General features: G+C 72.1%; 22 protein-coding genes and 2 pseudogenes. 15 read left to right on the forward strand and 9 right to left on the reverse strand.

Features of this window, described 5'->3' with window-relative positions:
* Together ACWDX9_RS35120 and ACWDX9_RS35125 are read left to right on the forward strand one after the other, a co-directional pair.
* Positions 1–277, forward strand: a pseudogene (locus tag ACWDX9_RS35120) (ABC transporter ATP-binding protein); the annotation flags it as partial.
* Positions 274–1,488: an ABC transporter permease gene (locus ACWDX9_RS35125; RefSeq protein WP_449961662.1), complete on the forward strand. Its 1,215-nt coding sequence runs from the start codon at positions 274–276 to the stop codon at positions 1,486–1,488. The pseudogene ACWDX9_RS35120 and the gene ACWDX9_RS35125, both read left to right, overlap by 4 nt.
* A 7-nt stretch (positions 1,489–1,495) precedes the next feature.
* On the opposite strand, the gene ACWDX9_RS35130 is transcribed toward ACWDX9_RS35125, so the two are convergent.
* The 4 genes from ACWDX9_RS35130 to ACWDX9_RS35145 all read right to left on the reverse strand — a co-directional run bounded on the left by ACWDX9_RS35130 (position 1,496) and on the right by ACWDX9_RS35145 (position 6,108).
* The gene (locus ACWDX9_RS35130; RefSeq protein ID WP_449961665.1) at positions 1,496–2,359 is read right to left on the reverse strand and encodes an alpha/beta fold hydrolase; all 864 of its coding nucleotides are present in this window, start codon (positions 2,357–2,359) and stop codon (positions 1,496–1,498) included.
* A gap of 176 nt (positions 2,360–2,535) precedes the next feature.
* On the reverse strand, positions 2,536–3,183 hold the full coding sequence (locus tag ACWDX9_RS35135; RefSeq protein WP_449961668.1) for a PadR family transcriptional regulator: 648 nt from the start codon (positions 3,181–3,183) through the stop codon (positions 2,536–2,538).
* Between the two features lie 429 nt (positions 3,184–3,612).
* A complete protein-coding gene (locus ACWDX9_RS35140; RefSeq protein WP_449961671.1) occupies positions 3,613–3,918 on the reverse strand; it encodes a hypothetical protein in 306 nt (101 codons plus the stop codon).
* Between the two features lie 87 nt (positions 3,919–4,005).
* Complete coding sequence (locus tag ACWDX9_RS35145) at positions 4,006–6,108, reverse strand: HelD family protein (RefSeq protein ID WP_449961674.1); 2,103 nt, start codon at positions 6,106–6,108, stop codon at positions 4,006–4,008.
* 69 nt (positions 6,109–6,177) lie between these two features.
* Between ACWDX9_RS35145 and ACWDX9_RS35150 the strand changes: the two genes are divergently transcribed.
* The 3 genes from ACWDX9_RS35150 (at position 6,178) to ACWDX9_RS35160 (ending at position 9,627) form a co-directional block, all read left to right on the forward strand.
* Entirely contained in the window at positions 6,178–6,825 is a 648-nt protein-coding gene (locus tag ACWDX9_RS35150) for a TetR family transcriptional regulator (RefSeq protein WP_449961677.1), read from the forward strand.
* Between the two features lie 162 nt (positions 6,826–6,987).
* A complete protein-coding gene (locus tag ACWDX9_RS35155; RefSeq protein WP_449961680.1) occupies positions 6,988–8,682 on the forward strand; it encodes a SulP family inorganic anion transporter in 1,695 nt (564 codons plus the stop codon).
* A gap of 387 nt (positions 8,683–9,069) precedes the next feature.
* A complete protein-coding gene (locus ACWDX9_RS35160; RefSeq protein WP_449961683.1) occupies positions 9,070–9,627 on the forward strand; it encodes a hypothetical protein in 558 nt (185 codons plus the stop codon).
* 79 nt (positions 9,628–9,706) lie between these two features.
* On the opposite strand, the gene ACWDX9_RS35165 is transcribed toward ACWDX9_RS35160, so the two are convergent.
* Positions 9,707–11,362, reverse strand: a complete 1,656-nt coding sequence (locus ACWDX9_RS35165; RefSeq protein WP_449961686.1) for an acetolactate synthase large subunit — start codon at positions 11,360–11,362, stop codon at positions 9,707–9,709.
* A 140-nt stretch (positions 11,363–11,502) separates the two neighbouring features.
* Here ACWDX9_RS35165 and ACWDX9_RS35170 point away from each other — a divergent pair, with 140 nt between their 5' ends.
* Both ACWDX9_RS35170 and ACWDX9_RS35175 read left to right on the forward strand, forming a co-directional pair.
* Positions 11,503–12,219 carry an AfsR/SARP family transcriptional regulator gene (locus ACWDX9_RS35170; protein ID WP_449961689.1) on the forward strand — a complete coding sequence of 239 codons (717 nt, stop codon included), beginning with the start codon at positions 11,503–11,505 and terminating at the stop codon, positions 12,217–12,219.
* A gap of 89 nt (positions 12,220–12,308) precedes the next feature.
* The gene (locus tag ACWDX9_RS35175; RefSeq protein WP_449961691.1) at positions 12,309–12,629 is read left to right on the forward strand and encodes a hypothetical protein; all 321 of its coding nucleotides are present in this window, start codon (positions 12,309–12,311) and stop codon (positions 12,627–12,629) included.
* Positions 12,630–12,688: 59 nt separating this feature from the next.
* On the opposite strand, the gene ACWDX9_RS35180 is transcribed toward ACWDX9_RS35175, so the two are convergent.
* Complete coding sequence (locus tag ACWDX9_RS35180; RefSeq protein ID WP_449961694.1) at positions 12,689–13,876, reverse strand: cysteine desulfurase-like protein; 1,188 nt, start codon at positions 13,874–13,876, stop codon at positions 12,689–12,691.
* 9 nt (positions 13,877–13,885) lie between these two features.
* Here ACWDX9_RS35180 and ACWDX9_RS35185 point away from each other — a divergent pair, with 9 nt between their 5' ends.
* The 5 genes and pseudogenes from ACWDX9_RS35185 (at position 13,886) to ACWDX9_RS35205 (ending at position 18,779) form a co-directional block, all read left to right on the forward strand.
* Entirely contained in the window at positions 13,886–14,932 is a 1,047-nt protein-coding gene (locus tag ACWDX9_RS35185; RefSeq protein ID WP_449961697.1) for a winged helix DNA-binding domain-containing protein, read from the forward strand.
* Positions 14,933–14,958: 26 nt separating this feature from the next.
* Positions 14,959–16,389 carry a WS/DGAT/MGAT family O-acyltransferase gene (locus ACWDX9_RS35190; RefSeq protein ID WP_449961699.1) on the forward strand — a complete coding sequence of 477 codons (1,431 nt, stop codon included), beginning with the start codon at positions 14,959–14,961 and terminating at the stop codon, positions 16,387–16,389.
* Between the two features lie 65 nt (positions 16,390–16,454).
* On the forward strand, positions 16,455–16,775 hold the full coding sequence (locus ACWDX9_RS35195; RefSeq protein ID WP_350732081.1) for an MmcQ/YjbR family DNA-binding protein: 321 nt from the start codon (positions 16,455–16,457) through the stop codon (positions 16,773–16,775).
* A gap of 176 nt (positions 16,776–16,951) precedes the next feature.
* Positions 16,952–17,932, forward strand: a pseudogene (locus ACWDX9_RS35200) (RNA polymerase sigma factor); the annotation flags it as partial.
* An 88-nt stretch (positions 17,933–18,020) separates the two neighbouring features.
* Positions 18,021–18,779, forward strand: a complete 759-nt coding sequence (locus tag ACWDX9_RS35205) for a class I SAM-dependent methyltransferase (RefSeq protein WP_449961702.1) — start codon at positions 18,021–18,023, stop codon at positions 18,777–18,779.
* Here ACWDX9_RS35205 and ACWDX9_RS35210 read toward each other — a convergent pair.
* Positions 18,776–19,516 (reverse strand): alpha/beta fold hydrolase, encoded by a 741-nt coding sequence (locus tag ACWDX9_RS35210; RefSeq protein WP_449961705.1) that lies wholly within the window; start codon positions 19,514–19,516, stop codon positions 18,776–18,778. The genes ACWDX9_RS35205 and ACWDX9_RS35210 overlap by 4 nt on opposite strands.
* Before the next feature lie 65 nt (positions 19,517–19,581).
* Between ACWDX9_RS35210 and add the strand changes: the two genes are divergently transcribed.
* Together add and ACWDX9_RS35220 are read left to right on the forward strand one after the other, a co-directional pair.
* Positions 19,582–20,529: an adenosine deaminase gene (gene add / locus ACWDX9_RS35215; RefSeq protein WP_449961708.1), complete on the forward strand. Its 948-nt coding sequence runs from the start codon at positions 19,582–19,584 to the stop codon at positions 20,527–20,529.
* Between the two features lie 55 nt (positions 20,530–20,584).
* Complete coding sequence (locus ACWDX9_RS35220; protein WP_449961711.1) at positions 20,585–21,058, forward strand: hypothetical protein; 474 nt, start codon at positions 20,585–20,587, stop codon at positions 21,056–21,058.
* Here the strand turns inward: ACWDX9_RS35220 and ACWDX9_RS35225 are convergent.
* Both ACWDX9_RS35225 and ACWDX9_RS35230 read right to left on the reverse strand, forming a co-directional pair.
* The gene (locus ACWDX9_RS35225; RefSeq protein ID WP_449961714.1) at positions 21,055–21,507 is read right to left on the reverse strand and encodes an NUDIX hydrolase; all 453 of its coding nucleotides are present in this window, start codon (positions 21,505–21,507) and stop codon (positions 21,055–21,057) included. The genes ACWDX9_RS35220 and ACWDX9_RS35225 overlap by 4 nt on opposite strands.
* On the reverse strand, positions 21,504–22,514 hold the full coding sequence (locus ACWDX9_RS35230; protein ID WP_449961716.1) for a LacI family DNA-binding transcriptional regulator: 1,011 nt from the start codon (positions 22,512–22,514) through the stop codon (positions 21,504–21,506). The genes ACWDX9_RS35225 and ACWDX9_RS35230 overlap by 4 nt, the downstream gene beginning before the upstream one ends.
* A gap of 186 nt (positions 22,515–22,700) precedes the next feature.
* Between ACWDX9_RS35230 and ACWDX9_RS35235 the strand changes: the two genes are divergently transcribed.
* Positions 22,701–22,868 (forward strand): hypothetical protein, encoded by a 168-nt coding sequence (locus tag ACWDX9_RS35235; RefSeq protein WP_449961718.1) that lies wholly within the window; start codon positions 22,701–22,703, stop codon positions 22,866–22,868.
* Positions 22,869–22,871: the final 3 nt, after the last annotated feature.

Below are 22,871 nucleotides of genomic sequence, written 5' to 3' on the forward strand. Positions count from 1 at the left end.
GCAGCGGGTGGCCGTCGCCCGGGCCGTGGCGGGCGACCCGCCGCTGCTCCTGGCCGACGAGCCGACGGGCAACCTGGACTCCCACGCGGGCGCCGACGTTCTGGCCGTCCTGGCGGACCTGCACGAGGCCGGCACCACCGTCGCCGTCATCACCCACGACGCCGAGATCGCCGGCTGGTGCTCCCGCCAGGTACGCCTGCGCGACGGGCTCGTCGTCGACGGCCACGAGCACGACCACCTGAGCCCCGTCGAGCTGCTGAGAGGAGCCGGGCGTTGAGCGACCACCACCAGCGAGCCGGGGCGCGGCCCGCGCCCGGCCGGCTCAGCCCCGGGGACGTGCTCCGCGTAGGGGCCGCCGGGCTGCGCGCCCGCCCGACGAGGGTGATCCTGTCGGCCCTCGGCATCGCCATCGGCATCGCGACGATGATCGCGGTGATCGGGATCTCGTCCTCCTCCCGCGAGCAGCTCCTGCGCCAGCTCGACAAGCTCGGCACCAACCTCCTCACGGTGGCTCCGGGGCAGACCATGTTCGGGGAGGAGGCCAAGCTGCCGACCGGCGCGCTGGCCATGGTCCAGCGCATCCGCCCGGTCCGGACGGCCGCGGCGACCGGCGGCGTGGAGGCCACCGTACGCCGCAACAACCACATCCCCGAGTCCGTCACCGGCGGCATCGCCGTCCAGGCGGCCAGCACCACTCTCCTGACCACTCTGGAGGGCTCGGTGACCAAGGGCACCTGGCTCAACGACGCCACCGCCCGCCAGCCTGCCGTCGTGCTCGGCGCGCAGGCCGCCGAACGGCTCGGCCTGGCCAGAACCGGCGTGCAGGTGTGGATGGGCGGCCGCTGGTTCACGGTCGTCGGGATCCTCGGGCCGATGCCGCTGGCTCCGGAGATCGAACGCTCGGCCCTGGTCGGCTTCCCCGCGGCGCGGGAGCTGCTGGGCTTCGACGGCTACCCCACCACCATCTACGAGCGCTCCTCGGACGAGGCGGTCGAGTCGGTGCGCCAGGTGCTGCCCCGCACCGTCAACCCCGAGAACCCCGAGGAGGTCACCGTCAGCAGGCCGTCGGACGCCCTGGCCGCCAAGGCCGCCGCCGCGGGCGCCTTCACCAACCTGCTGCTCGGGCTCGGCGCGGTGGCCCTGCTCGTGGGCGGGGTCGGGGTGGCCAACACCATGGTCATCTCCGTGCTGGAGCGGCGCAAGGAGATCGGCCTGCGCCGCTCGCTCGGAGCCACCCGCGGTCAGGTGCGCATCCAGTTCCTGGCCGAGTCGCTGCTGCTGTCCACCCTGGGCGGAGTGGTGGGCGCGGTCCTGGGGGCCCTGGCGACTGCGGGTTATGCCCTGTCGCGGGGCTGGCCGCCGGTGGTCCCGCCGTGGGCGCTGGGCGGGGCGGTCGGGGCGACCCTGCTGATCGGGACGCTGGCCGGGCTCTACCCCGCCATGCGGGCCGCCCGCCTGTCGCCCACGGTCGCCCTCGCCACCACCTGAGGGCCCGCTAGGAGAGGAAGCCGCGGATCGCGGCCGCGACCTGCTCGGGGCGTCCGCGCTGGTCGGCGTTGCCGGTGGCGCTGTGGTCGAGGCCCTTCAGGTCCACGCGCCGGGCGTGGGGCAGGACACGCTCCAGCCCGGTGAGCGCGGACTTCAGGTAGGCGGGGCTCCGGGTGCCGCCGAGCAGGAGCACCTCCATCCCGATCGACCGGTAGACGTCCAGAGCGCCGGCCGTCTCCGCCACCAGCTGCCCGTCGTTGTGCAGTGTCGGGGCCAGCTCCCGGAACGTCGGCTCCCCCTCGACCGCGGCCTTGTCCTGACTTTTCAGCATCATGGCCGTGAGCGGCTCCAGGATCGCCCGCGGTATGAAGTTGAAGATCGGTGGCCCCTGCCGCGCGGCCCTCATCCCGGTGACCAGCGCCGCCGGGATACGGCCGGACGCGACCTCCCGGTCGAAGCGCGCCAGCCAGCCGGCCGGGAAGGAGTCGTCGATGTCCAGCGGCGGCTCGAAGATGACGGCCTTGCGCAGGCCTGGCCGCACGAGCGCGGTGCGCAGCGTGATGATGGCGCCCGAGCTCACGCCGACGACGCGGTCCGCCCCGGTCGCGGTGAGCAGCGCGTCGAGGTCCTCGACCTCGCGATCGAGGCGGTAGTCCGGACCGGACGGGCCGCTGCGGCCCCGGCCGCGGCGGTCGGGCACGTAGCAGGTGAACTCGTCGGCGAGGGCCTGGGCCAGCTCGATGTTGCTGTGGCCGGTCTGCATCGCTCCGTGCAGGAGCACCAGCCCGGGGCCGCGGCCGAGCCGGCGGTAGCTGATCGTGGTGCCGTCCTTCGAGGTCACGGTGTCGAGAGTGGTCGTGGTCATGGTCATGGTGACTCCCCATGGTTCGGTCCGTGAAGGGGAGCCCGGCTATTGTTACGAGTGCCATCTCGTGTCCGGGGTCCCGCTTCGCGGGCATTTCGGTACGAAGATCTCCCGGCGGCGGTGTTCCCGCACCGCCGCCGGATCTTGCGATCGGCCACCGGGCTCCTCGCCGGTCGCCGGGGTCAATCCGGTGTGCTGCCCCACTCCGCGATGTCCGCCACCTCGGGAGGCAGGTCGCCGGTCCGGTGGAAGGCCCGCCATCCGTCCAGGTCGGGGAACGTGCCGGAGGCCAGCTCGGCCAGCAGCGCGCGCACCCAACCCGCCTCCGCCTCCCGCATCGCCAGCGCGTACTCGGACTCGATGAGGAACAGCCTGGGCACCTGCTCCCGGTCCCGCTCCAGCGCCCCGCGCGCCTCCTGGAGCTGCTGCTCCAGGAGCTCCAGGCGCTGCCGCAGCAGCGGCACCACCTCGTCCGGGCCGAGCCCGCCCAGCACCGACAGCCCCGCCTCGAACGCCGACGGCTCCCGCACGGGCGTGGACAGCAGCTCGCGCGTCCAGTCGTCGGCCTCCTCCCGGCCGGCTTCGGTGACGCGGTAGACGGTCCGCTCGGGGCGGGCGCCCTGCTTGCCGCTCTCCACGGCCTCGATCAGGCCGTGCTTCTCCAGGTTGCGGACGACGGTGTAGAGGGATCCCCACTTGATCGGCATGTCCTGGTCCTTGCCGCGCGCCCGTAGGACCGAGGCCATCTCGTACGGGTGCATCGGCCGCTGCCCGGCCACCGTCAGCACGGCCAGAGCCAGCAGGTTCGCGACCCTGCGCCGCTTTGTCATCCGGCTCATCTCCTCGTGGACGAATACTCGTACACGAGCATACGTGCGCGAGTATCCGCCACGCAAGGGGGAATCGTTGCGCGTCCTACGTCTGGAGGCGGCGTCGGATCCGGCACTTCGGCGGCGTGGCGCGTTCTGCGGTCGGACGCGTCGGGTCGCTGAGCCCGGTGCCTGGCCGGTGTGACGCGTCGAGAAGGCGGCCCGGCGTGCGCCGCGCGTCCTGTGGTCGGAAGCGGCGAGCGGGCGCTTCGGGAAGGCGGCTCGCCGGTGGGCGGCGAGCGGGCGCGGGCGCTTGGGAAGGCGGCTCGCCGGTGGATGGCGAGCGGGCGCGGGCCGTGCCTGAAAGCGGCGGGGTGGGGCGGGAAAGGCGGCGCCGCCCCGGGAGAGGGTCACGTCAGACGGAGTCGGTGACGCCCGGGGCGGCTCGGGTCAGGACATGCTGCTCACGAGGATCACGCCGAGGGCGATGCCGATGATCATCCCGACGCCGGCGGCGACGGCGGCCCACTTGCCCAGCGGCTCGCCCCGCGTGTGGCCGACGATGCCCAGCACGATGCCGGCCAGGCCGAACAGGATCGGGATGAACAGCACGGCCACCACCGCGCAGACGAACCCGATGATCGACAGGATCTGGTTGCTCGGCGGCTGCTTGTAAGGAGGCTGCGGATACGGGGGCGGCTGCGACCACTGGGTGTTGGGATCGTCGCCCTGGGGCGGGTCCTGCGAAGAGGTCACTTGCGGGCTCCTCTCGAGACGTGAACAACATCACACACCGAAGGGCCCAGTCCTGTCGAGCCGAACGAACCAGGACATATACCGATTTCAAGCTGCTTCTATGGGATGAGAAAGCTGGGGCGGTAGAGGCCTGGCGTGAACGACGTCCAGCCGGGAGACGGCCCGGGTGAGGGCGACGTACAGGCGGTTCAGGCCGCGCCGCTCGGCTTCGGCGACGGCGGCGGGCTCGGCCAGGATCACGTGGTCGTACTCCAGCCCCTTGGCCAGCGAGGCGGGCAGCACGGTGAGGCGTTCGTCCACGTCCATACCTTCGTCCCAGAGCGCGGACGTGATCGCCTCGACGTCGGCGTCCGCCGCGATCACCCCGATCGACCCCTCGAACGCCATCGCCTCGCGCGCCGCCTCCACCACGCCCTTCTCCAGCCCGCTCACGTGGGTGACCCGCAGGCGGCCGTCGGAGCGGTACGAGCGCGTCGCGGGCACCTGCGTGCCGAGCGCCGCCAGCAGCGTGTTGGCCAGCTCCACCACGGCCGCCGGGACCCTGAAGCCGGTGGTCAGGGCGATGAGCTGGCCGTCCGGCTTGCCCAGCAGCGCCATGCGCTCCGGCCAGGAGGAGGCCGCCCACGGTGTGGTGCCCTGGGCCAGGTCGCCCAGCACGGTGAGCGAGCCGTGTTCGCTGCGCCTGGCCACGGCCCTGCACTCCATGGGGGACAGGTCCTGGGCCTCGTCCACGATGACGTGGCCGTAGCCGCGCGGGCGCTCGATGAGGGCGGCGATCTCGTCGAGCAGCACGAGGTCGGCCGCCGTCCACTTGGCGCTCCTGACGCTGCGGGGCGGCTTGGCCCAGGTGATCGCCTCCCACTCGGCCCCCGTCAGCGCGCCGTCCCGCCCGCCCTTCGCCGGCCCGCTGTCGCGCGTGCCCTTCGCCGACGCGCCGTCCCGCGTGCCTTCCGCCGGCCCGCCGTCCCGCATGCTCTCGGCCGGGCCGCCCTCTCGCGTGCCCTCGGCCGGGCCGCGCAGGACTTCGTACAGGACCTCTTCGGGCTTGACGGCGGGCCAGACGGCGTCCAGGGACGGGGTGACGGCGCGGGAGATCTTGCGGGTCCAGGCCGCGCCGGCCGTCTGCCCGCGCGCCTCGGCCTGGCGCTGGATCGCGGCGACCATCCGGGCCCGCACCCGCTCGCGGCCCACTCCGTACGGCAGGGACTCGCGGCGCGTGTCGTCCACGATGCGGCGCAACTCCTCCTCGGGCACCCGCCACCGGTACGAGCCGTCCGCCACCGTCACCGGCTCGACCGGCTTCGCGATCCGCCGGTACAGCGCCCTGCGCAGCACCTCGGCCATCCGGACGTCGTGCTTGACCAGCGCGGCGGCCTCGCTGTCGGCGGCGGTGACGGGGAGGGTGACAGTGACGGGGGCCAGCAGGCGCTCCAGGGTGGTCTGCTCGACGTCCACCTCGCCGAGCGCGGGCAGCACGGCCGAGATGTAGCCGAGGAAGGCCCGGTTCGGGCCGAGGACGAGGACGCCGGAGCGTTCGAGCCGCTGCCGGTGCGCGTACAGCAGGTACGCGGCCCGGTGCAGGCCGACCGCCGTCTTGCCGGTGCCCGGCGCGCCCTGGACGCAGATCGAGGTGTCCAGCTCGGCGCGTACGAGGTCGTCCTGCTCGGGCTGGATGGTGGCGACGATGTCGCGCATGGGGCCGACGCGGGGGCGCTCGATCTCGGCGGCCAGGATGCGCGACTCGCCTTCCTCGCCCCGTTCGAGCCGTTCGTCCTCGAAGCCCGTCAGCGTCGTGCCCGACCAGCCGAAGCGGCGGCGCACCGCGACGCCTTGCGGGTCCCGGGCGCTGGCCCGGTAGAAGGCCCGCGAGACCGGCGCGCGCCAGTCGATCACCACGGGCGGGCCGCCGTGCTCGCCGGTGATGTGCCGCCTGCCGATGTGGTACGCGCGCCCGCGGTGCTCGGCCGAGCTCTGGCCGAAGTCCAGCCGGCCGAAGAACGGCGGGCCCTCGGGCTCCTCGCTCAGCTCCTTGGCCAGGCTCTTGAGGTGGCGGCCCAGCCGCTCGGCGCTGTAGCGGTCGCCGGCCACGGTCTCACCGATGATCACGTTGTCGCGCGCGCCTTCGAGCATCCTGCGCAGTCCGGCCTTGCAGCGTTCGACGTACTGCCTCTCGTCGTCGAGCGTGCCCATCGCGTCCCCCCAAAAGCGTTAACTCGGTTAAGAATTTAACCAGGTTAACACTTTGATAGACTGCGTGCCATGACGGGACTACGGGAGATCCAGCGGCAGCGGGTCCACGAGGCCATCTCGACGGCGGCCATCTCGCTCTTCCTGGAGCGCGGCTTCGACGAGGTGCCCGTGACGGAGATCGCGGCGGCGGCGGGGGTGTCGAAGCCGACGCTGTTCAAGTACTTCCCGACCAAGGAAGACCTCGTGCTGCACCGGATCGCCGACCACCAGGGTGAGGCCGCCCGCGTCGTACGGGGGCGGGAGCCGGGGGAGCGGCCGCTGGAGGCGCTGCGCCGCCACTTCCTCGACGGGCTCGCCCGGCGCGACCCGGTCACCGGGCTCAACGACCATCCGGAGGTGGTGGCGTACCACCGGATGGTGTTCTCGACGCCGAGCCTGGCGGCGCGGCTGTTCCAGCACATGGCGCAGGACGAGGAGGCCCTGGCCGAGGCGCTCGGGGAGATCACCGACGAGATCACCGACGAGCTGACCGCCGGGCTGGTCGCCGGGCTGGTCGCCGGGCAGGTGCTGGCCGCGCAGCGGGTGCTCGCCCGGCGCAACTGGGCGATGCTGGCCGAAGGCCGGCCGATGGCGGAGGTCGAGCGGGAGGCGATCCGGGCCGCCGAGCGGGCGTTCTCGCTGCTGCCGGTGTTCACGCCTCGCGAACAGCCCGTTTAGGCAGCTGGCAAGGGGTGTACTTGATACGGAGAGCCTCTTGACCAATTGCAAAAATATGCAATTTGGTGCATTGCGGGGCGCTCTTTACTCGTAGGGAGTGATGGTGAGAGGACCTTTCGCGCACCAAGACGGTTACATTTCCGGACAGGAAGGTAACAGCTCGTGACCGGCGCGCTGACCCTGGCCTGGGGGCGGCTGCGCGCCGTGCTGCCGGAACGCGAGTCGCTGGCCGCCATGTGCCGCCGCCCCCGCCAGGACCTGCTCGCCGGGCTCACGGTGGCGGTCGTCGCGCTGCCGCTGGCACTCGGATTCGGCGTCTCCTCAGGTCTCGGGGCCGCGTCCGGGCTGGCCACGGCCGTCGTGGCCGGGGCGCTGGCGGCCCTGCTCGGCGGCTCCGACCTGCAGGTCTCGGGCACGAGCGGCGCCATGACGGTGATGCTCATGCCGATCTTCGACGCCCACGGCCCCACCGGCGTGCTCACGGTCGGCCTGCTGGCCGGGCTGCTGCTGCTCGCGCTGGCGCTGACCGGCGCCGGGCGCTACATGGCCGTGGTCCCGGCCCCGGTCGTGGCGGGGTTCACCGTCGGCATCGCCTGCGTGATCGGCCTGCAACAGGTGCCCCAGGCACTCGGCGTCCCGCCCGAAAACAGCCACAAGGTCATGATCGTGGCCTGGCACGCCGTCCTCGACTTCCTCGCCCACCCGCACTGGTGGGCCACCTCCGTGGCCGTGGCCGTGGCCGCGGTGGTGCTGGTGGCCGCACGCGTACGGCCGAGCCTGCCGTTCGCGCTGCCCGCCGTGGCCATCGCCACCGTCGCCGCCGAGGTGGCCGCGCTGCCGCTGGCCAGGATCGGCGACCTGCCCGCCGGGCTGCCCGCGCCGTCGCTGGGGTTCCTGGATCCGGGTGCGCTGCCGTCCCTGGTCACCCCGGCCGTCGCGGTGGCCGCCCTGGCCGCGCTGGAGTCGCTGCTGTCGGCCAACGTCGCCGACAGCATGACCACCGGACGCCGCCACGACCCCGACAGGGAGCTGTTCGGGCAGGGCGTGGCCAACCTCGTCACCCCGCTGTTCGGCGGCATGCCCGGCACGGGCGCCATCGTCCGCACCGCGGTCAACGTCCGCTCCGGCGCCCAGTCCCGGCTCGCGGCGCTGGCCCACGCGGGCATCCTGGCCGCGATCATCTACTCCGCCGCCGGGCTCGTCGCCCGGATCCCGCTGGCCGCGCTGGCCGGGGTCCTGCTGGCCACGTCGGTGCGCATGGTCGACACCGACGCCGTCAAGGCCATGTTCAGGTCCACCCGGGCCGACGCCGTGGTCCTGGTGCTGACGGCCGTCGCCACCCTGACGCTCAACACGGTGGTGGCCGTCATCCTGGGCCTGGTGGTGGCGGGGGCGTTGGCCCTGCGCGCCTTGGCGCGCAACGCCCGCCTCGACGCCGAGCCGCTCCGCCACGACCTGCAGCCCCATCACACCGAGGACGAGCACGCGCTGCTCGCCGAGCACATCGTCACCTACCGCCTGGCCGGGCCGCTGTTCTTCGCCGCGGCCCACCGCTTCCTGATGGAGCTGTCGGAGGTGACGGACGTGTCCGTGGTGGTGCTGCGCCTGTCCCGCGTCACCACCATCGACGCCAGCGGCGCGCTGGTCCTGGGCGACGCGATCGAACGGCTGGAGGGGCGGGGCATCCTGGTGTACGTCTCGGGCATCCCGGACGGCCACCACCAGCCGCTGGAGGCGCTCGGGGTGCTCACCCGGCTGGACGAGGCGGGGCAGGTGTTCGCCACCACCGACGAGGCCATCGCGGCCGCCCGCGACCGCCTCCACCACACGGGCGTCCTCCCCCACCTGGCCGGCTGACCCCCTCCGCCTCCCCCAACCCACGGGGGAGGCACCTCACCCCCCAGGACATCGGGAGGGGCACGGGTACGCCCGCCGCGCGCCGTCCGTTGACTGTGCGCCGTTCGTTGATCGTGCGGCGACGGTTGTCGGTGCCGCGCCCTCGGGTCGTGGCGCGTCTCCGTCACCGGAGGGGCGCCTCGCCTCGTGCCGCCCTCAGGGGCCCAGCCGAAGTTCGGTGGGAGGTGGCGTGCGCTGGTTGCGTATCGCCCGTTCTCCTTCCAAGAGACCTCGGTCGAAGTGCGGTGGGAGGGGTGGGCGCCATGGATGGGGACCGGCTCACCAAGATTTCGGACCTGGAGCGCCCGAGCCCTGTAACCCCACCACCGCACCGGCAACACTCGGCTCATGACTCGGACTTCCGAACCTCCCCGCGTGCTCCCGGCCGTCGCGCATCGCTGGCCCACCCTGCTCGGGCTGGGCTTCGCCGTCCTCACCCTCCTGGACTTCGAGGACGGCCGCAGCCTGGGGTTCGTCGTCTTCCTGGCAGCGCTCATCTACCTCGGTACGGCGGTCCTCGGCAAGCCCGGCACCGTCTGGGCCCTGTTCGTCATCAGCACCGTGGCGTGGGTGGTGCTGGACCAGCTCGGGATCGACGGCTGGCCCGCCCTGATCGGCGGCGCGGTCTCCCTCATCGTCCTCGGCCTGGTGGGCGGGCTGCTGCGCCAGCCGTTGCTGACGGCCGCGCAGGTCCCGGCCATGCTGGTCTGCGGCGGGGCGGCGCTGCTGGCGCTGACCCTGTCGCCGCAGGCCGGCGGCTTCCTGGTCGCGGGGGCGCTGGTCGCCCACGGTGTGCAGGACCTGCTCGTTTGGCGGGCCAAGCAGGTCGTGGCGCGGTCGATGGCGGAGTTCTGCATGGTCCTCGACTTCCTGCTCGGCCTGGGCATCGTCGTGCTGAGCCTGTGAAGCCGCTGTCGTGCCGAGCCGGTGAAGCCCGCTCGGAAGGGGCGGGTGAAGCCCGCTCGGAAGGGGCGGATGAAGACGCTCAGAAGGGGCCGGTGAGCTCGCCGAGCTTGTCGGTCAGCTCCAGGTTCGCCGAGTAGTCGACCGGCACCGCGATCACCGACACCACGTCGTCCGCCAGCGCCTTGCGCAGCGTCGGCAGCAGTTCGTCCGCGTGGGTGATCCGGTAGCCGCGCGCCCCGAAGCTCTCCGCGTACTTGACGAAGTCGGGGTTGCCGAACCTGACGTTGGAGTCGCGCCCCAGCTCCAGGTCCATCTTCCACTCGATCAGCCCGTACGCGCCGTCCTCCCACACCAGCACCACGAACGGGATCCGCTCCCGCACGGCGGTCTCCAGCTCCTGCGAGTTCATCAGGAACGCCCCGTCGCCCGTCGCCGCCAGCACCCGGTGGCGGGGGAAGGCCAGCTTGGCCGCCAGCGCCCCCGGCACCGAGAAGCCCATGGACGACAGCCCGTTGGAGACCAGCATCGTGTTCGGCTCGTACGTCGGATACATGCGGGCCATCCACATCTTCACCGCCCCCGTGTCCGCCAGCACGATGTCCTCGCGTCCCATCGCCGCGCGGACGTCGGCCACGATCCGGCGCGGTGACAGCGGGAACCCGTCCTCCGAACGCCCCTGCTCCAGCTCCTCCCGCACCATGCGGCGGATCTTCTCGCCGGTGCCGTTGATCTCGAAGCGCCGGTGCACGGCGTCCGCGAGCGCGTGGAGCGACCGTGAGATGTCCCCCTGGACGCCGACCGACACCGGATAGTGGTCGTCCACCTCGGCGGGGAACTGGTGAATGTGGATGATCTTCTTGTCGCGATGCGGGTTGATCTTGACGGGGTCGAACTCCTGCAGCTCGTACCCCACGCTGATCAGCACGTCCGCCTCGTCGAACCCGAAGTTCACGTAGTCGTGCCGCATGAACCCCACCGCCCCCAGCGCGTGCCGGTGGTCGTCGGGGAAGACGCCCTTGCCGTTGAACGTGGTCGCCACCGGCAGCCCGAGCCGCTCCGAGAAGCGGATCAGCGCCTGAGAGGCCCTGGCGCGCGTGGCCCCGTGCCCGGCCAGCACGATCGGCCGGCGCGCGGTGGCCAGCACGTCGGCCGCGCGGGCGATCTGCGCGGGGGAGGGGTCCTGGGTGCGTACCACGTTGACGGGGAGCGGGCGCAGGTCGTCGGGAACCGGCGCCGACTCGACGTCCTCGGGGATGGCGAGGTAGACGGCGCCGGGACGCTCGGTCTGGGCGGTCTTGAACGCCTTGCGGATCATCTCGGGCAGCGCCTGCGGCGACGGCGCGAGCTCCGACCACTTGGTGATCGGCCTGAACAGCGACACCAGGTCCACCACCTGGTGCGACTCCTTGTAGATGCGGTCGAGCCCGACCTGCGCGCTGATCGCCACCACCGGGGTGCTGTTGGTGGTGGCGTCGGCCACGCCGAGCTGCAGGTTGATCGCGCCGGGGCCGAGCGTGGCCGAGGCCACCCCCGCCCTGCCGGTCAGCCTGCCGTAGATCTCGGCCATGAACGCCGCGCCCTGCTCGTGCCGTACGAGGACGTAGCGGATGGAGGAGTCCTGGAGCGCGTCGACGAAGTGGATGTTCTCCTCGCCGGGGATGCCGAAGACGTACTCGACGCCTTCCGCCTCCAGCGCCTGCACGATGAGCCGGGCCGCGACGGCCTGCGTGGTCATGGGACAAGCCTTCTTTCCTGAACGACTTCGTCCGTGCAAGCGTACGAAGGCCGCCGTTCATTCCGGTGTCCCGGCCCCGCCAGCGGGTATCTAAGCAGCGGCTCCCCGGACTGATCTCGCACCAGGAGAGGACCGGGGGCATGGTGGAGCGACCTTTCCGTCTCGCGCTTCTGGGCGGTTTCCGGCTGCTGGCCGGCGACGAGCAGCTCGCCGTCTCCAACGGCTCCGAGCGGCTGCTCGCGTACATCGCCATCAGCCGCAGGACGGTGCACAGGAACGTGATGGCGACCACCCTCTGGCCCGACGCGCCCGAGCGGCGCGCGCACGCCAACCTCCGCTCCGCGCTGAAACGCCTCGACGAGGTCGGGCGGGCGCTGCTGCACGTCGGGACGACCGAGATCGGGCTGGCCCCGGACACCGGCGTCGACTTCGACGACGCCCGGGCGCTGGCGCAGCGCCTCATCGACCCCACCGTCCAGGCCGAGGAGGCCACCGTCTGCGCGGGGTCCGTCGATGCGCTGGCCAACGGCCTGCTGCCCGGCTGGTACGAGGAATGGGTGCTGGCCGCCGCGGACGAATGGCACCAGCTGCGGCTGCACGCCCTGGAGGCCCTGTCGGCGATCTTCGTCAGGCAGCGGCGGTTCGCCGAGGCCGTGACGGCCGCGAGCGTGGCCGCGCACGCGGATCCGCTGCGGGAGAGCGCGTGCGTCGCGCTCATCGAGGCCCATCTCGCGGAGGGCAACCAGGCCGAGGCGATCCGCCATTTCCGGCTCTACGCGGAGGGCCTGCGGGCCGAGCTCGGCATCGAGCCGACCGCCAGATTGCGGGAGCTGGTGGCAAGCCTGCGCGGTCGCTGAGCGATCCCGGTCACGCTCCGGTCACGCCGACATCACGGCGCGGTGACACGGCCCCCTCCACGCTGGGTGGTGACAGAAGGGAGACCGGAATGCGCATCAAGAAAAGCCTGATTCTGGCTGGTCCAGCGCTTCTCACCGCTGTCACGCTCGGACCCCTCACGACCCCATCGGCACAGGCCCTCGCGCAGACCTCCGCGACGAGCGCGCAGACGAGCACCCACGTCGCGAGCAAGCCACCCGAGAAGAGGAAGGCCAAGAAGCAGCAGTACAGCATGGGCCGCTCGGCCGGTTACACCGACGGCCGCAGCGCCTGCATGAAGAAGGAGCCCTACAGCCTGAAGTACTCCGGTGGCGGCGCCTACCAGAGGGGCTTCGCCGACGGCTACAACTCGGGCTACCACAGCTGCTAGCGATCTCGGCCACTGAGCTGGACCCCACCCGCGCCCGCGGGGTGGGGTCCACCCCTTTTTCAGCCCAGGCGGGCCACCCCGTCGAGCAGGCGGTCCACGTCGGAGCGGTCGTTGTAGTGGACCAGGCCCGCCCGCACGGCCCCGCCCGAGTCGCGGATGCCGAGCGCGCCGGTCAGCTCCCAGGCGTAGTTGTGGCCGTTCCAGACGTTCACGCCGAGCCCGGCCAGGTGCTCGGCCACCTGGCGCGGGGTGTGCCCGGCCACGTTGAAGTAGGCGGTGGCGGTGCGCCTGGCGGGTTTGCCGTACACCGTGACATGCGGCATCGTCTCCAGCCCCTCGACCAGCACCGCGAACAGCGCCAGCTCGTGCTCCTCCGCCGCGCTCATCGAGGCCAGCAGGCGCTCGCGGCGGGTGCCCGCGCCCGGGACCATGGCGGCCAGGTGATCCACGGCCGCCGTCACCCCGGCCAGGTCGGCGAAGGCCGCAGTCCCCGTCTCGAACCGCTCCGGCACCGTGTCGGAGGAGGAGGCCAGTTTGTCCGGCCGCAGCGTCTCCAGCAGCGCCGGGTCGGCCACGACCGCGCCGATGTGCGGGCCCGACCACTTGTACGCGCTCGTGGCGTAGAAGTCGGCACCCAGGGCCCGCATGGCCACCGGGCCGTGCGGGGTGGCGTGCACGCCGTCCACGTACATGAGCGCGCCCGCCCGGTGCGCCAGCTCGGCGATGGCGGCCACGTCGGGACGGGTGCCGAGGATGTTGCTGGCCGCCGTCACCGCGACCAGCCGGGTGCGTTCGCCGATCAGGTCCGCGTACTGCTCCACCGGCAGCTCCCCGGTGACCGGGTCCACCTCGGCCCAGCGTACGGTGGCGCCGATCTGGGTCCAGGGCCGGACGTTCGCGTCATGGTCGAGCCTGGAGAGCACGACCTCGTCGCCCGGCCCCGCGATGGCCCTGGCCAGGCGGTAGGTCAGCGTGGTCATGTTCGGGCCGAGCACCACGCCGTCCGGATGGCCGCCGACCAGGTCGGCCACGGCGGCGCGGCAGGCCGCCACGATGGCGCCGGAGCGGTCGCTGGCGGGGAAGGCGCCGCCGACGTTGCCGATCCCGGCCCGGTAGGCGGCGGAGATGGCGTCTATCACCGGGCGCGGGGTCTGGGTGCCGGCCGCGCCGTCCAGGTAGGCGAAGCCGTCGGCCAGCGCAGGGTAGGAGGAACGTACCGATTCGATGGGGAATGTCGGATCGAGCATGATAGGTAGATGCTCACCCTCAGAGACCTCAACCGGGCCACTTTGGCCCGCCAGCACCTTCTCGACCGGCACGAGGGTGACGTGGCCGACGTCGTGCACCGGCTGGTCGGCCTGCAGGCGCAGGAGCCGCGGCCGCCGTACCTGGGGGTGTGGTCCCGGCTGGCGGGGTTCGCGCGGGACGACCTGCACGCGGCGCTGCACGCCCGCACGCTGGTGAGGGCCACCATGTGGCGGGCCACACTGCACCTGGTGACCGCGGCGGACTTCGCCGCGTTCCGCCCGGTGGTGCGGCCCGTGCTGGCCGCCGCCGCGCGCCGCTTCGACGACGTCGACTTCGACGCGGTCGTGGCCGCCGCCGACCGGCTGCTGGCAGCGGGGCCGATGACCTTCAACGAGCTGCGGCCCAGGCTGCAGGAGGAGTTCCCCGGCGGGTACGACCGGGCGCTCGGATACGCCGTGCGCATGCTCACCCCGTTGATCATGGTGCCGACGGAGGACCGGTGGAGCTTCCCGCGCGAGTCCGCGTTCGCGCTGCCCGGCATCGCCCTGGAGCCCGCCGGCGTGGAGGCGCTGATCGAGCGCTACCTGGCCGCGTTCGGCCCGGCGACCCCCGCCGACGTGCAGACCTGGTCCGGGCTGGGCGGCCTCAAGCGCGTCATGTCCGGCATGGAGCTGGAAAGGCTCACGGACTTCACGGGAAGGGAGCTGTACGACCTGCCCGGCGCGCCGCGGCCGGGGGGCGACGTGCCCGCCCCCGTACGGTTCCTGCCCGACTTCGACACGCTGGTCCTGGGCCACGCGGACCGCACCCGGGTGCTGGCCGACGAGTTCAAGGGCCGGGTCGCCACCAAGAACCTCCGGGTGAAGGCGGTCTACCTGGTGGACGGCTTCGCGGCCGGGACGTGGCAGATCAAGCGCACCGCGAAGAAGGCCACGCTGCTCATCAGCCCGTTCACCTCGGCCTCTCTCGACGTGCTGGAGGAGGAGGGGCTGCGGCTGCTGGCATTCGCCGAGCCCGACGCGGTCCCGTCCCTTGAAGTGACCGGCGGAGTCTGATTGGTTCGGGGCGGAGGTGTCACCCTATGGCCCAGTTGACCGCCCTGGACGCGCAGTTCCTCCATTTCGAGACCGCGACCAACATCGCCAACATCGCCGGCCTGGCCATCCTCGACGGCGACCTCAACCGAGCCGACCTCCAGGCCCTGCTCGAGCGGCGGCTGCCGTACGTGCCCGCGCTGCGGCGCAAGCTGGCCCCCGTGCCGTTCGGGCTGGACCACCCGTACTGGATGCAGGAGGACGATCTCGACCTCGACTACCACGTACGCGAGATCGGCCTGCCACCGCCGGGCGACGACCGGCAGCTCGCCGACCAGGTCTCGCGGCTGCACGCCCGCCGGCTGGACCGAGGCCGGCCGCTGTGGGAGATCTACCTGATCCACGGGCTGTACGGCGGGCGGATGGGCCTCTACACCAAGATCCACCACGCGGCCGTGGACGGGCTCGGCGGCGCCGACGTCCTGGCCGCTCTCCTGGACATCAGCCCGACGCCCGCGCCGCCGCCCGCCGAGGAGCCCTCACGGGACGCCCCGCCTCCCGGGGCCGCGGAGATGGTGGCGCGCGGGCTGGCGAGGCTGGCCGGCAACCCCGCGCACGCCCTGCGCTTCGCCGCCCGGGCCATGCCACACCTGGACGAGATCCCCGTCGTGTCCTGGATCCCGGGCAGCCAGGTCGTCTCCTCGCTCGCCCGGCGGCTGGCCGGGGCCGGGCAGGCGCCCGAGCTGCCGGCGCTGCCCGCGCCGAGGACGCCGTTCAGCGGCCCCGTGTCGGGGCACCGGCGCTTCGCGTTCGTGTCGCTGCCGCTGGAGGAGATCAAGCGGGTGCGCAAGGCGTTCGGGGTGACCGTCAACGACGTGGTCATGGCGGTGTGCGCGGGCGCGCTGCGCACGTGGCTGGCCGCGCACGGCGGCGTCCCGCACCAGCCGCTGGTGGCGGGGGTGCCGTTCTCGCTGCGCGCGGCCGGGGTGGAGGGCCCCGGCAACCAGGTGGCGATCATGACGGCGCCGCTGGCCGTACACGTCGAGGACCCCGTCGCCCGGCTGCACCACGTGCGGCACGCCATGCAGCGGATCAAGGACCGCTTCTCGCTGGCGCCCGCGCGCTGGCTGCGCGAGTTCAGCGAGTCGATGCCGGCCGCGCTCATGGGGCTGGCCGCCCGCTCGGCCTTCTCGCTCGTCGGACAGACCGCGCCGCCGATCAACGTGGGCGTCTCGAACGTGCCCGGACCCCAGTTCCCCCTGTACGTGTGCGGGGCCCGGCTGCTGACCCACTACCCGGTGTCGGTGATCACGGACGTGAGCGGCGGCGTGAACATCACCGCCTTCTCCTACGACGGCTCCCTCGACATCGGGATCGTCACCGACAGAGAGATGGTGCCGGACGCCTGGGAACTGGCCGCTGACCTGCGTGCCGCCCTCGACGAGCTGCTCCACGCGGAAGCGACCCTGCCGCACTAGCCAAGTGCCGGCGGAACTGTCGGTGGCGTGTGGCACCTTGGGAGCGCAGAGGAAGGGAGCATCGCATGTCAACCGCCCGGGAGCTCTACGACGACCTGGTCACCGAGCAGCTGGTCCGTCCAGAGGTGAGCCTGGGGCGCATGTTCCACTCCGAGGGCCTCAAGGTCAACGGCAAGGTGTTCGCGTTCTTCTCCAAGGAGCAGCGGGTCGTGCTCAAGCTCCCCGCCGCGCGGGCGGCCGAGCTGGTGGACGAGGGCGCGGCCGACGAGATGATCATGGCGGCCCGGCGGATGCGGGAGTGGGTGTCCCTGCGCACGCCGGACGAGGAGGTCTGGCGCGGCCTGTTGACGGAGGCCGCCACGTACGTGGAGTCCCTGACCCGCTGACACGCCCGCCGGACGGCGGCCGGCTGGGGCCACTCGCGGGCACAGTTGGGTAACTTGGAAGGAGGCGGCCTGCCAGGTCTCCCGACTTCGCCGTTCCCTCAGACCCCGAGGTGCCGATGGTTTCAGCCCCTACGTCATAGGTCACCACGTTTCAGCGTCGTGCGTCCAAAGCGAGCGAGGAGTGTGTTTTGTCCGAAGCAGCAGAGGTTCTCGAACTCGACGACAACGTCGCCGACGGTGGCGCGGCCGTCGGCGCCGACTCGGTCAAGGCTTATCTGAAGGAGATCGGCCGCGTGCCGCTGCTCACCGCTGAGCAGGAGATCGACCTGGCCAAGCGCATCGAGGCCGGGCTGTTCGCGCAGGAGCGGCTCGAGACCGAGCCGTGCATGCCCGCCGATCTGCGCGCCGATCTGGAGTGGATCGCCCGGGACGGCGAGATCGCCAGGCGCCGCATGCTGGAGGCCAACCTGCGGCTGGTCGTCTCCATCGCCAAGCGCTACACCGGCCGCGGCATGCTCTTCCTCGACCTGATCCAGGAGGGCAACCTGGGCCTGATCCGGACGATCGAGAAGTTCGACTACCGGCTGGGCTACAAGTTCTCCACGTACGCGACGTGGTGGATCAAGCAGGCCATCACCCGGGCCATGGCCGACCAGGCCCGGACGATCCGCATCCCCGTGCACATGGTCGAGCTGATCAACAAGGTCGCGCGGACGGAGCGCCGCCTGCAGACCGACCTCGGTCGCGAGCCCACGCCCGAGGAGCTGGCCAAGGAGTGCGAGCTCGAGGTCGACCGCGTCATCGAGGTCCAGGGATACGGCCGAGAGCCGATCTCCCTGAGCACGCCGCTGGGCGAGGAGGGCGACAGCGAGTTCGGCGACCTCATCGAGGACACCGAGGCGGTCTCCCCGGCCGACGCGGTCTCGTTCACGCTGCTCCAGCAGCAGCTGCACGCGCTGCTCGACCAGCTCTCCGAGCGCGAGGCGGGCGTGATCAGCATGCGCTACGGCCTCAACGACGGCAAGCCGATGACCCTCGACGAGATCGGCCGCATCTACGGCGTCACCCGCGAGCGCATCCGGCAGATCGAGGCCAAGACGATGTCCAAGCTCCGCCACCCCTCCCGATCCCTGGCGCTGCGCGACTACCTGAGCTGACCCGGCGACTGAAAGGCTGCGCAAACGAAGACCCAAGACTGTCGCCACGGACCTGTGGGGGCAGGCGGGCTGTCCTAGATTCCCAGGCGTGAAACGCGCCCGATCGAGCCTCGTCCACCAACTCGCCTACGCCGTCAAGAACCCGGACCGGATCGCGCCCCACCTGAGGCGGCTGGCCCGCGACACCTGGTTCCGGCTGCGCACGCGTGATCACGTCGCCTACTACCGGGCCGTCATGAAGTCCGACACCGCGCGGGACCCCGAGGGCGCGGTCGGCTCGCACACGCACAGACGGTGGCTGGCGCTGGGGCGCATGCAGTTCGACTACCTGGTGGAGCACGGGCTCAAGCCGGACTACCGGATGCTGGAGATCGGGTGCGGCAACCTGCGCGCCGGGCGGCTGTTCATCGACTACCTGCACGCCGGAAACTACTACGGCATCGACATCTCGCCCGACATCCTCATGGCGGCCCAGCACACGATCGTCGGGCACGGGCTCAACCACAAGCTGCCCTACCTCACGCCCGTCCGCGACCTGCGCTTCGCCTTCCTGCCCGGCGAGCACTTCGACGTCGTCCACGCGCACAGCGTGTTCTCGCACTCGCCGCTGCACGTCATCGAGGAGTGCTTCGCCCACGTGGGGCGGGTGATGAAGCCGGCCGCCTGGTTCGACTTCACCTTCGACCGCACCGAGAGCAAGGAGCACCAGGTGCTGCGGGAGGACTTCTACTACCGCACCGAGACGCTGGTGGAGCTGGCCGCCGAGTACGGGCTGCGGGCCACGTTCATGGACGACTGGGAGCGCGGCCCGCACAAGCAGTCGAAGATCCGCATCACCAAGGGTTAGCGGGCCGACTCCCAGAACTCCTGCAGCCTGGCCGCGCCGGTCGCCGGATCCTGGAGCAGCCACCAGTGGCCGAGCCCCGGCAGCTCGGCCACGGTGGCGCCCGCCCGCGCCGCGCTCTCCTCCGCCACGTTCCGCGCCAGGAACGCGTCGCCTTCGGGAACGATCACCAGCCCGGGCGCGGGGACGTCCGCGAACGCGGGCGACCACTCCTCACCCACCCGCACGGCCGACCGGTAGAGGGCCAGGATGCTGCCGGCCATGACCTGGTCGACGCCGGCCGCGATCTCCAGGGCGTGCTCGAACGGCACGCCGAAGCCCTCGAACCCCTTGGCCCGCTCCTCCAGGGGCGTGGCCAGCAGCTGCTCGAAGAACTCCTCGCCGGCCCCGGGCGTCTGCCAGAGCCTGGCCAGGTCGTGCCACTCGAAGGCGGGGTGGCCGAGCCCGGCGGCGTCCGTGGCCCACGTACGGACGAGGTCGGGGCGGGTGCTGACCAGGCGCACCACCAGGCCGCCGCCCCAGTCGTGGCCGACCAGGTCGATCTCGTCGCCCGCCATCGCCTCCAGCTCGCCGGCCAGCCACGCCACGTACTCCTCCTTCGTGGCGGAGAACCCGTCCGGCCGGGGGCAGCCGAAGCCGGGCATCCGGAGCGCCCGCACGTCCTGGCGGCTCAGGGCCGCGCGGAGGGGGTCCCAGACGGCGGCGGTCTCAGGGACGCCGTGAACCAGCACAAGGGTCATTCCCCGAACGTACGCCGCGAATATCCGGCTGCATACGCTCTGAGCCCTCCTTTAGGGTGAGGGGAGTGAGAGACGTACGTGCGTTGCCCAAGGCCCACCTGCATGTTCACCTGGAGAGCACCGTCCGGCCCGGGACCGTGCGCGACCTGGGCGGCACGCCCGAGCGCAGCGAGCTGTTCGCGAGCTTCAGGGAGTTCGGCGACGAGCGGGCGCGGGTGCGCGACCTGCTGCGCACCCCCGAGCACTTCCGGCGGATCGCGGTGGAGTTCTGCGAGGACGAGGCCGCCCAGGGCACCCGCTACGTCGAGGTGACCTTCACCGCCGCCTCCCACGGGGAGCGGGTGGGGGACCCGGAGATGCCGCTGGAGGCGGTGCTCGAAGGGCTGGAGGAGGGCTCCTCCCGCTACGGGATCGCGTACAACGTGCTGCTCGACCACTCCAGGCGGCGGCCGGTGGAGCGGCTGTGGCGCACGTTCAAGCTGGCCGGCCGGCACGACCGGGTGATCGGCATGGGGCTGGCCGGCGACGAGAGCTATCCGCTGGCGCCGTTCGCGGAGGTGCTCGACGCGGCCAGGGACGCGGGGCTGCGCCTGGTGCACCACGCGGGCGAGGCCGCCGGGGCCGCCAGCATCCGCGAGGCGCTCTCCCTGGGGCACGCCGAGCGCCTCGGGCACGGCATCCGGGTGCTGGACGACGCCGAGCTGGTGGCCGAGGTGCGCGAGCGCGGGATCCCGCTGGAGGTCTGCCCCACCTCCAACGTCCTGCTCGGGTTCGTCCCCTCCCTGCCCGAGCACCCGCTGCCCCGGCTGAGGGAGGCCGGGCTGGCGGTCACGATCAACACCGACGGGGAGACGGACCTGGCCGACGAGTACGCCCGGCTGCGGGACGTGTTCGGGTACGGCGACGCGGACCTGGCGGACCTGGCCCGGGCCTCGATCGACGCGTCGTTCGCGCCGGAGCCCGTCAAGGCGCGGCTGCGGGCGGAGGTGGACGCCTGGCTCGCCGCTGAGTGACGCACGGGCGTCCGCACGGCCTCATGAGAACGCGGGCGCATGAGAAGCTGTCGGCATGGACTTATCGAAGCCGGGCACGCCGTCCGTGGCTCAGCGGCTGCCCGAGCAGGTGGTCTTCGCCGGGGTGGTCGGCGCGATCCTGCCGTTCCTCCACTTCGGATGGGCACTGCTCGGTGCCGCGCTGGCGGATACCTCCCGATGCGGGCACTTCGGGTGCATCGGGCCGTTCGTCGAGGCGTGGGAAGTGGGGCGCTGGCTGGTGCCGGTGGTGGCCTGGCCGCTGCTCGGCCTCCTGCGCGTCCGGCCGGCGTGGCCCGCCGCGCTCGTGGCCCCGCTGTTCCTGGTGCCGCTCTGGGAGCTCAGCGCCGGCCCCGAGGTCCTGTTCGGCGTGCTGGGCAACGTGTTCGGCACCGTGCTGGCATACCCGTTCGCCGCCCTGGTGACCGCGCCGGGCGCCTCCTGGCGGCAGCGCGGCCTGGGCGTGGCGCTGTTCCTCTTGTTCTGCGGCGCCCTCGCCTTCGCCGGTTAGTCCACCCGGCCGTTGCCGGGCCGTACGCGGTGGAGGTCCAGGCCGATGTCCACCACCTCGGCCCGTTCGAGGCCGGCCACCTCGTCGAGCGGCACCCACGCGGCCCGGTCCGTGCTGCCACCGACCTCGTGGCGCAGGCTGCCGCCGGTGATGCGGCCCTCGTAGACGATGCGCAGGCCGTGGAAGTCCGCCTCGCGGCCCTCGCCCCGGGGGTAGCGGCAGCGCAGGGTGCTCATGCCCAGCAGGGTCTCGATCGCCACCGTGTAGCCGGTCTCCTCCTCCACCTCGCGGATCGCGGCGTCCACCGGGTCCTCGGCGTGCTCGATGCCGCCGCCGGGGAGCGTCCAGTGCCGCTCGCCGGAGGGGCCGACCCAGCGCGCTAGGAGGATCCGGCCGTCGTCGACGCAGATCGCGTACGCGGCCACGCGCAGCTCCCTGGTGATGATCACGAGGCGGGAGCGGCGGTGCTGCTGCGGACGACGAGGCTGGTGGCGAGCTCTATGCGCGTCCCGACCGGCCCCCTCGGATGAGTCAGCTCCTCCGAGATGAGGCGGACCGCCTCGTTGGCCATGTCGTCGAGCGGCTGGCGGACCGTGGTGAGCGGCGGCGACATCATCTCGCACCACGTGGAGTCGTCGAAGCCGACCACCGACAGCTGGCCCGGCACCCGGATCCCGCGCTCGGTGGCCGCCTGGTAGACGCCGGCCGCCTGCATGTCGGAGCCGGCGAAGATGGCGGTGGGCCGGTCGGGGCGGTCGAGGAGCTCGGCCCCGAACTCCCTGCCGCCGGAGATCTGGAAGTCGCCGTAACGGGTCAGCCCGGGGTCGGGGTCGATCCCGAACGTACGGTGCGCCGCCAGGTAACCCTCGTACCGGTCGAGCGTGCACTGCGTGTCGAGTGGCCCGCCGATGAAGCCGATCCTGGTGTGCCCCAGCTCCAGCAGGTGGGTCGTGGCCATGACGCCGCCCGACCAGTTGGTGGCGCCGACGGTGGAGACGCGCGGATCGCGCTTGCCCACCGGGTCGAGCAGCACCAGGGGCACGTGCAGGAGCTCCTCGATGGCCGAGATCTCCTCCTGGTTGGCCCGCGACAGCACCAGCACGATGCCGTCGGTGCTGCGCTTGCGCACGATCCCGATCCAGCGTCGCAGGTCGAAGTCGGCCCGCATGGACGAGGTCACCACGAGCGAGAAGCCCCACCGCGCGGCCGCCTGCTCCGCGCCCCTGATGAGCACCTGGGCCCACGGGGAGCCGAGCCCGTCTATGAGCAGGTCGACGAGACCGGCCCGGGGAGTGCTCGGCGGGCGCGGGGCCTCGTATCCGAAGGCCCTGACCGCTTCGAGGACCTTGTCCCTGGTGGCGGTGGAGACGTGCTTCTTCCCGCTCAGGACCTTGGAGACCGTCGGCACGGACACTCCGGCAGCGGCGGCGACGTCCGCCAGCGTTGCTCGAGCCACAGGACCTCCGAGTTGCAACTTTCGGAAAAACCTCAAACCCACAGGTTGCCCGCTGACCTGGATCAGACTGCTACCCGATCGGCGCTGTTGACATCGCTGCGGGCCCGAGCCTACCGTAACCCTTCGGCAATGTCACGGTAATCTTTCGGAAAGTGTGCCAGAAACTTTCCGACTGGCGAGGGGTGTATGAACCGGGTCGTCGAGCGCGGGCGCGGCTGCGTGGAGGGGCCGCTCTTCGACGTCGTACGCCCGGTGGAGTCGGCTTTCCGGCACGCGGTCACCTTCGCCGACGGCGCGGCCCGCGCGGCCGCCGGGATCACGTCGAGCGTCCTCCCATCCCTACAGGAGCAGTGAAAT

The sequence above is a fragment of the Nonomuraea sp. NPDC003201 genome, assembly GCF_053590415.1.

What these genes read in the sequence shown, in the direction of transcription:
- ACWDX9_RS35210 (WP_449961705.1), bottom strand. Translation starts at nt 19,516, where the DNA reads ATGACCCTTGTGCTGGTTCACGGCGTCCCTGAGACCGCCGCCGTCTGG.
- ACWDX9_RS35220 (WP_449961711.1), top strand. Translation starts at nt 20,585, where the DNA reads ATGGACTTATCGAAGCCGGGCACGCCGTCCGTGGCTCAGCGGCTGCCC.
- ACWDX9_RS35195 (WP_350732081.1), top strand. Translation starts at nt 16,455, where the DNA reads ATGTCAACCGCCCGGGAGCTCTACGACGACCTGGTCACCGAGCAGCTG.
- ACWDX9_RS35160 (WP_449961683.1), top strand. Translation starts at nt 9,070, where the DNA reads ATGACTCGGACTTCCGAACCTCCCCGCGTGCTCCCGGCCGTCGCGCAT.
- ACWDX9_RS35145 (WP_449961674.1), bottom strand. Translation starts at nt 6,108, where the DNA reads ATGGGCACGCTCGACGACGAGAGGCAGTACGTCGAACGCTGCAAGGCC.
- ACWDX9_RS35235 (WP_449961718.1), top strand. Translation starts at nt 22,701, where the DNA reads ATGAACCGGGTCGTCGAGCGCGGGCGCGGCTGCGTGGAGGGGCCGCTC.
- ACWDX9_RS35185 (WP_449961697.1), top strand. Translation starts at nt 13,886, where the DNA reads ATGCTCACCCTCAGAGACCTCAACCGGGCCACTTTGGCCCGCCAGCAC.
- ACWDX9_RS35170 (WP_449961689.1), top strand. Translation starts at nt 11,503, where the DNA reads ATGGTGGAGCGACCTTTCCGTCTCGCGCTTCTGGGCGGTTTCCGGCTG.
- ACWDX9_RS35150 (WP_449961677.1), top strand. Translation starts at nt 6,178, where the DNA reads ATGACGGGACTACGGGAGATCCAGCGGCAGCGGGTCCACGAGGCCATC.
- ACWDX9_RS35130 (WP_449961665.1), bottom strand. Translation starts at nt 2,359, where the DNA reads ATGACCATGACCACGACCACTCTCGACACCGTGACCTCGAAGGACGGC.
- ACWDX9_RS35135 (WP_449961668.1), bottom strand. Translation starts at nt 3,183, where the DNA reads ATGACAAAGCGGCGCAGGGTCGCGAACCTGCTGGCTCTGGCCGTGCTG.
- ACWDX9_RS35165 (WP_449961686.1), bottom strand. Translation starts at nt 11,362, where the DNA reads ATGACCACGCAGGCCGTCGCGGCCCGGCTCATCGTGCAGGCGCTGGAG.
- ACWDX9_RS35180 (WP_449961694.1), bottom strand. Translation starts at nt 13,876, where the DNA reads ATGCTCGATCCGACATTCCCCATCGAATCGGTACGTTCCTCCTACCCT.
- ACWDX9_RS35175 (WP_449961691.1), top strand. Translation starts at nt 12,309, where the DNA reads ATGCGCATCAAGAAAAGCCTGATTCTGGCTGGTCCAGCGCTTCTCACC.
- ACWDX9_RS35190 (WP_449961699.1), top strand. Translation starts at nt 14,959, where the DNA reads ATGGCCCAGTTGACCGCCCTGGACGCGCAGTTCCTCCATTTCGAGACC.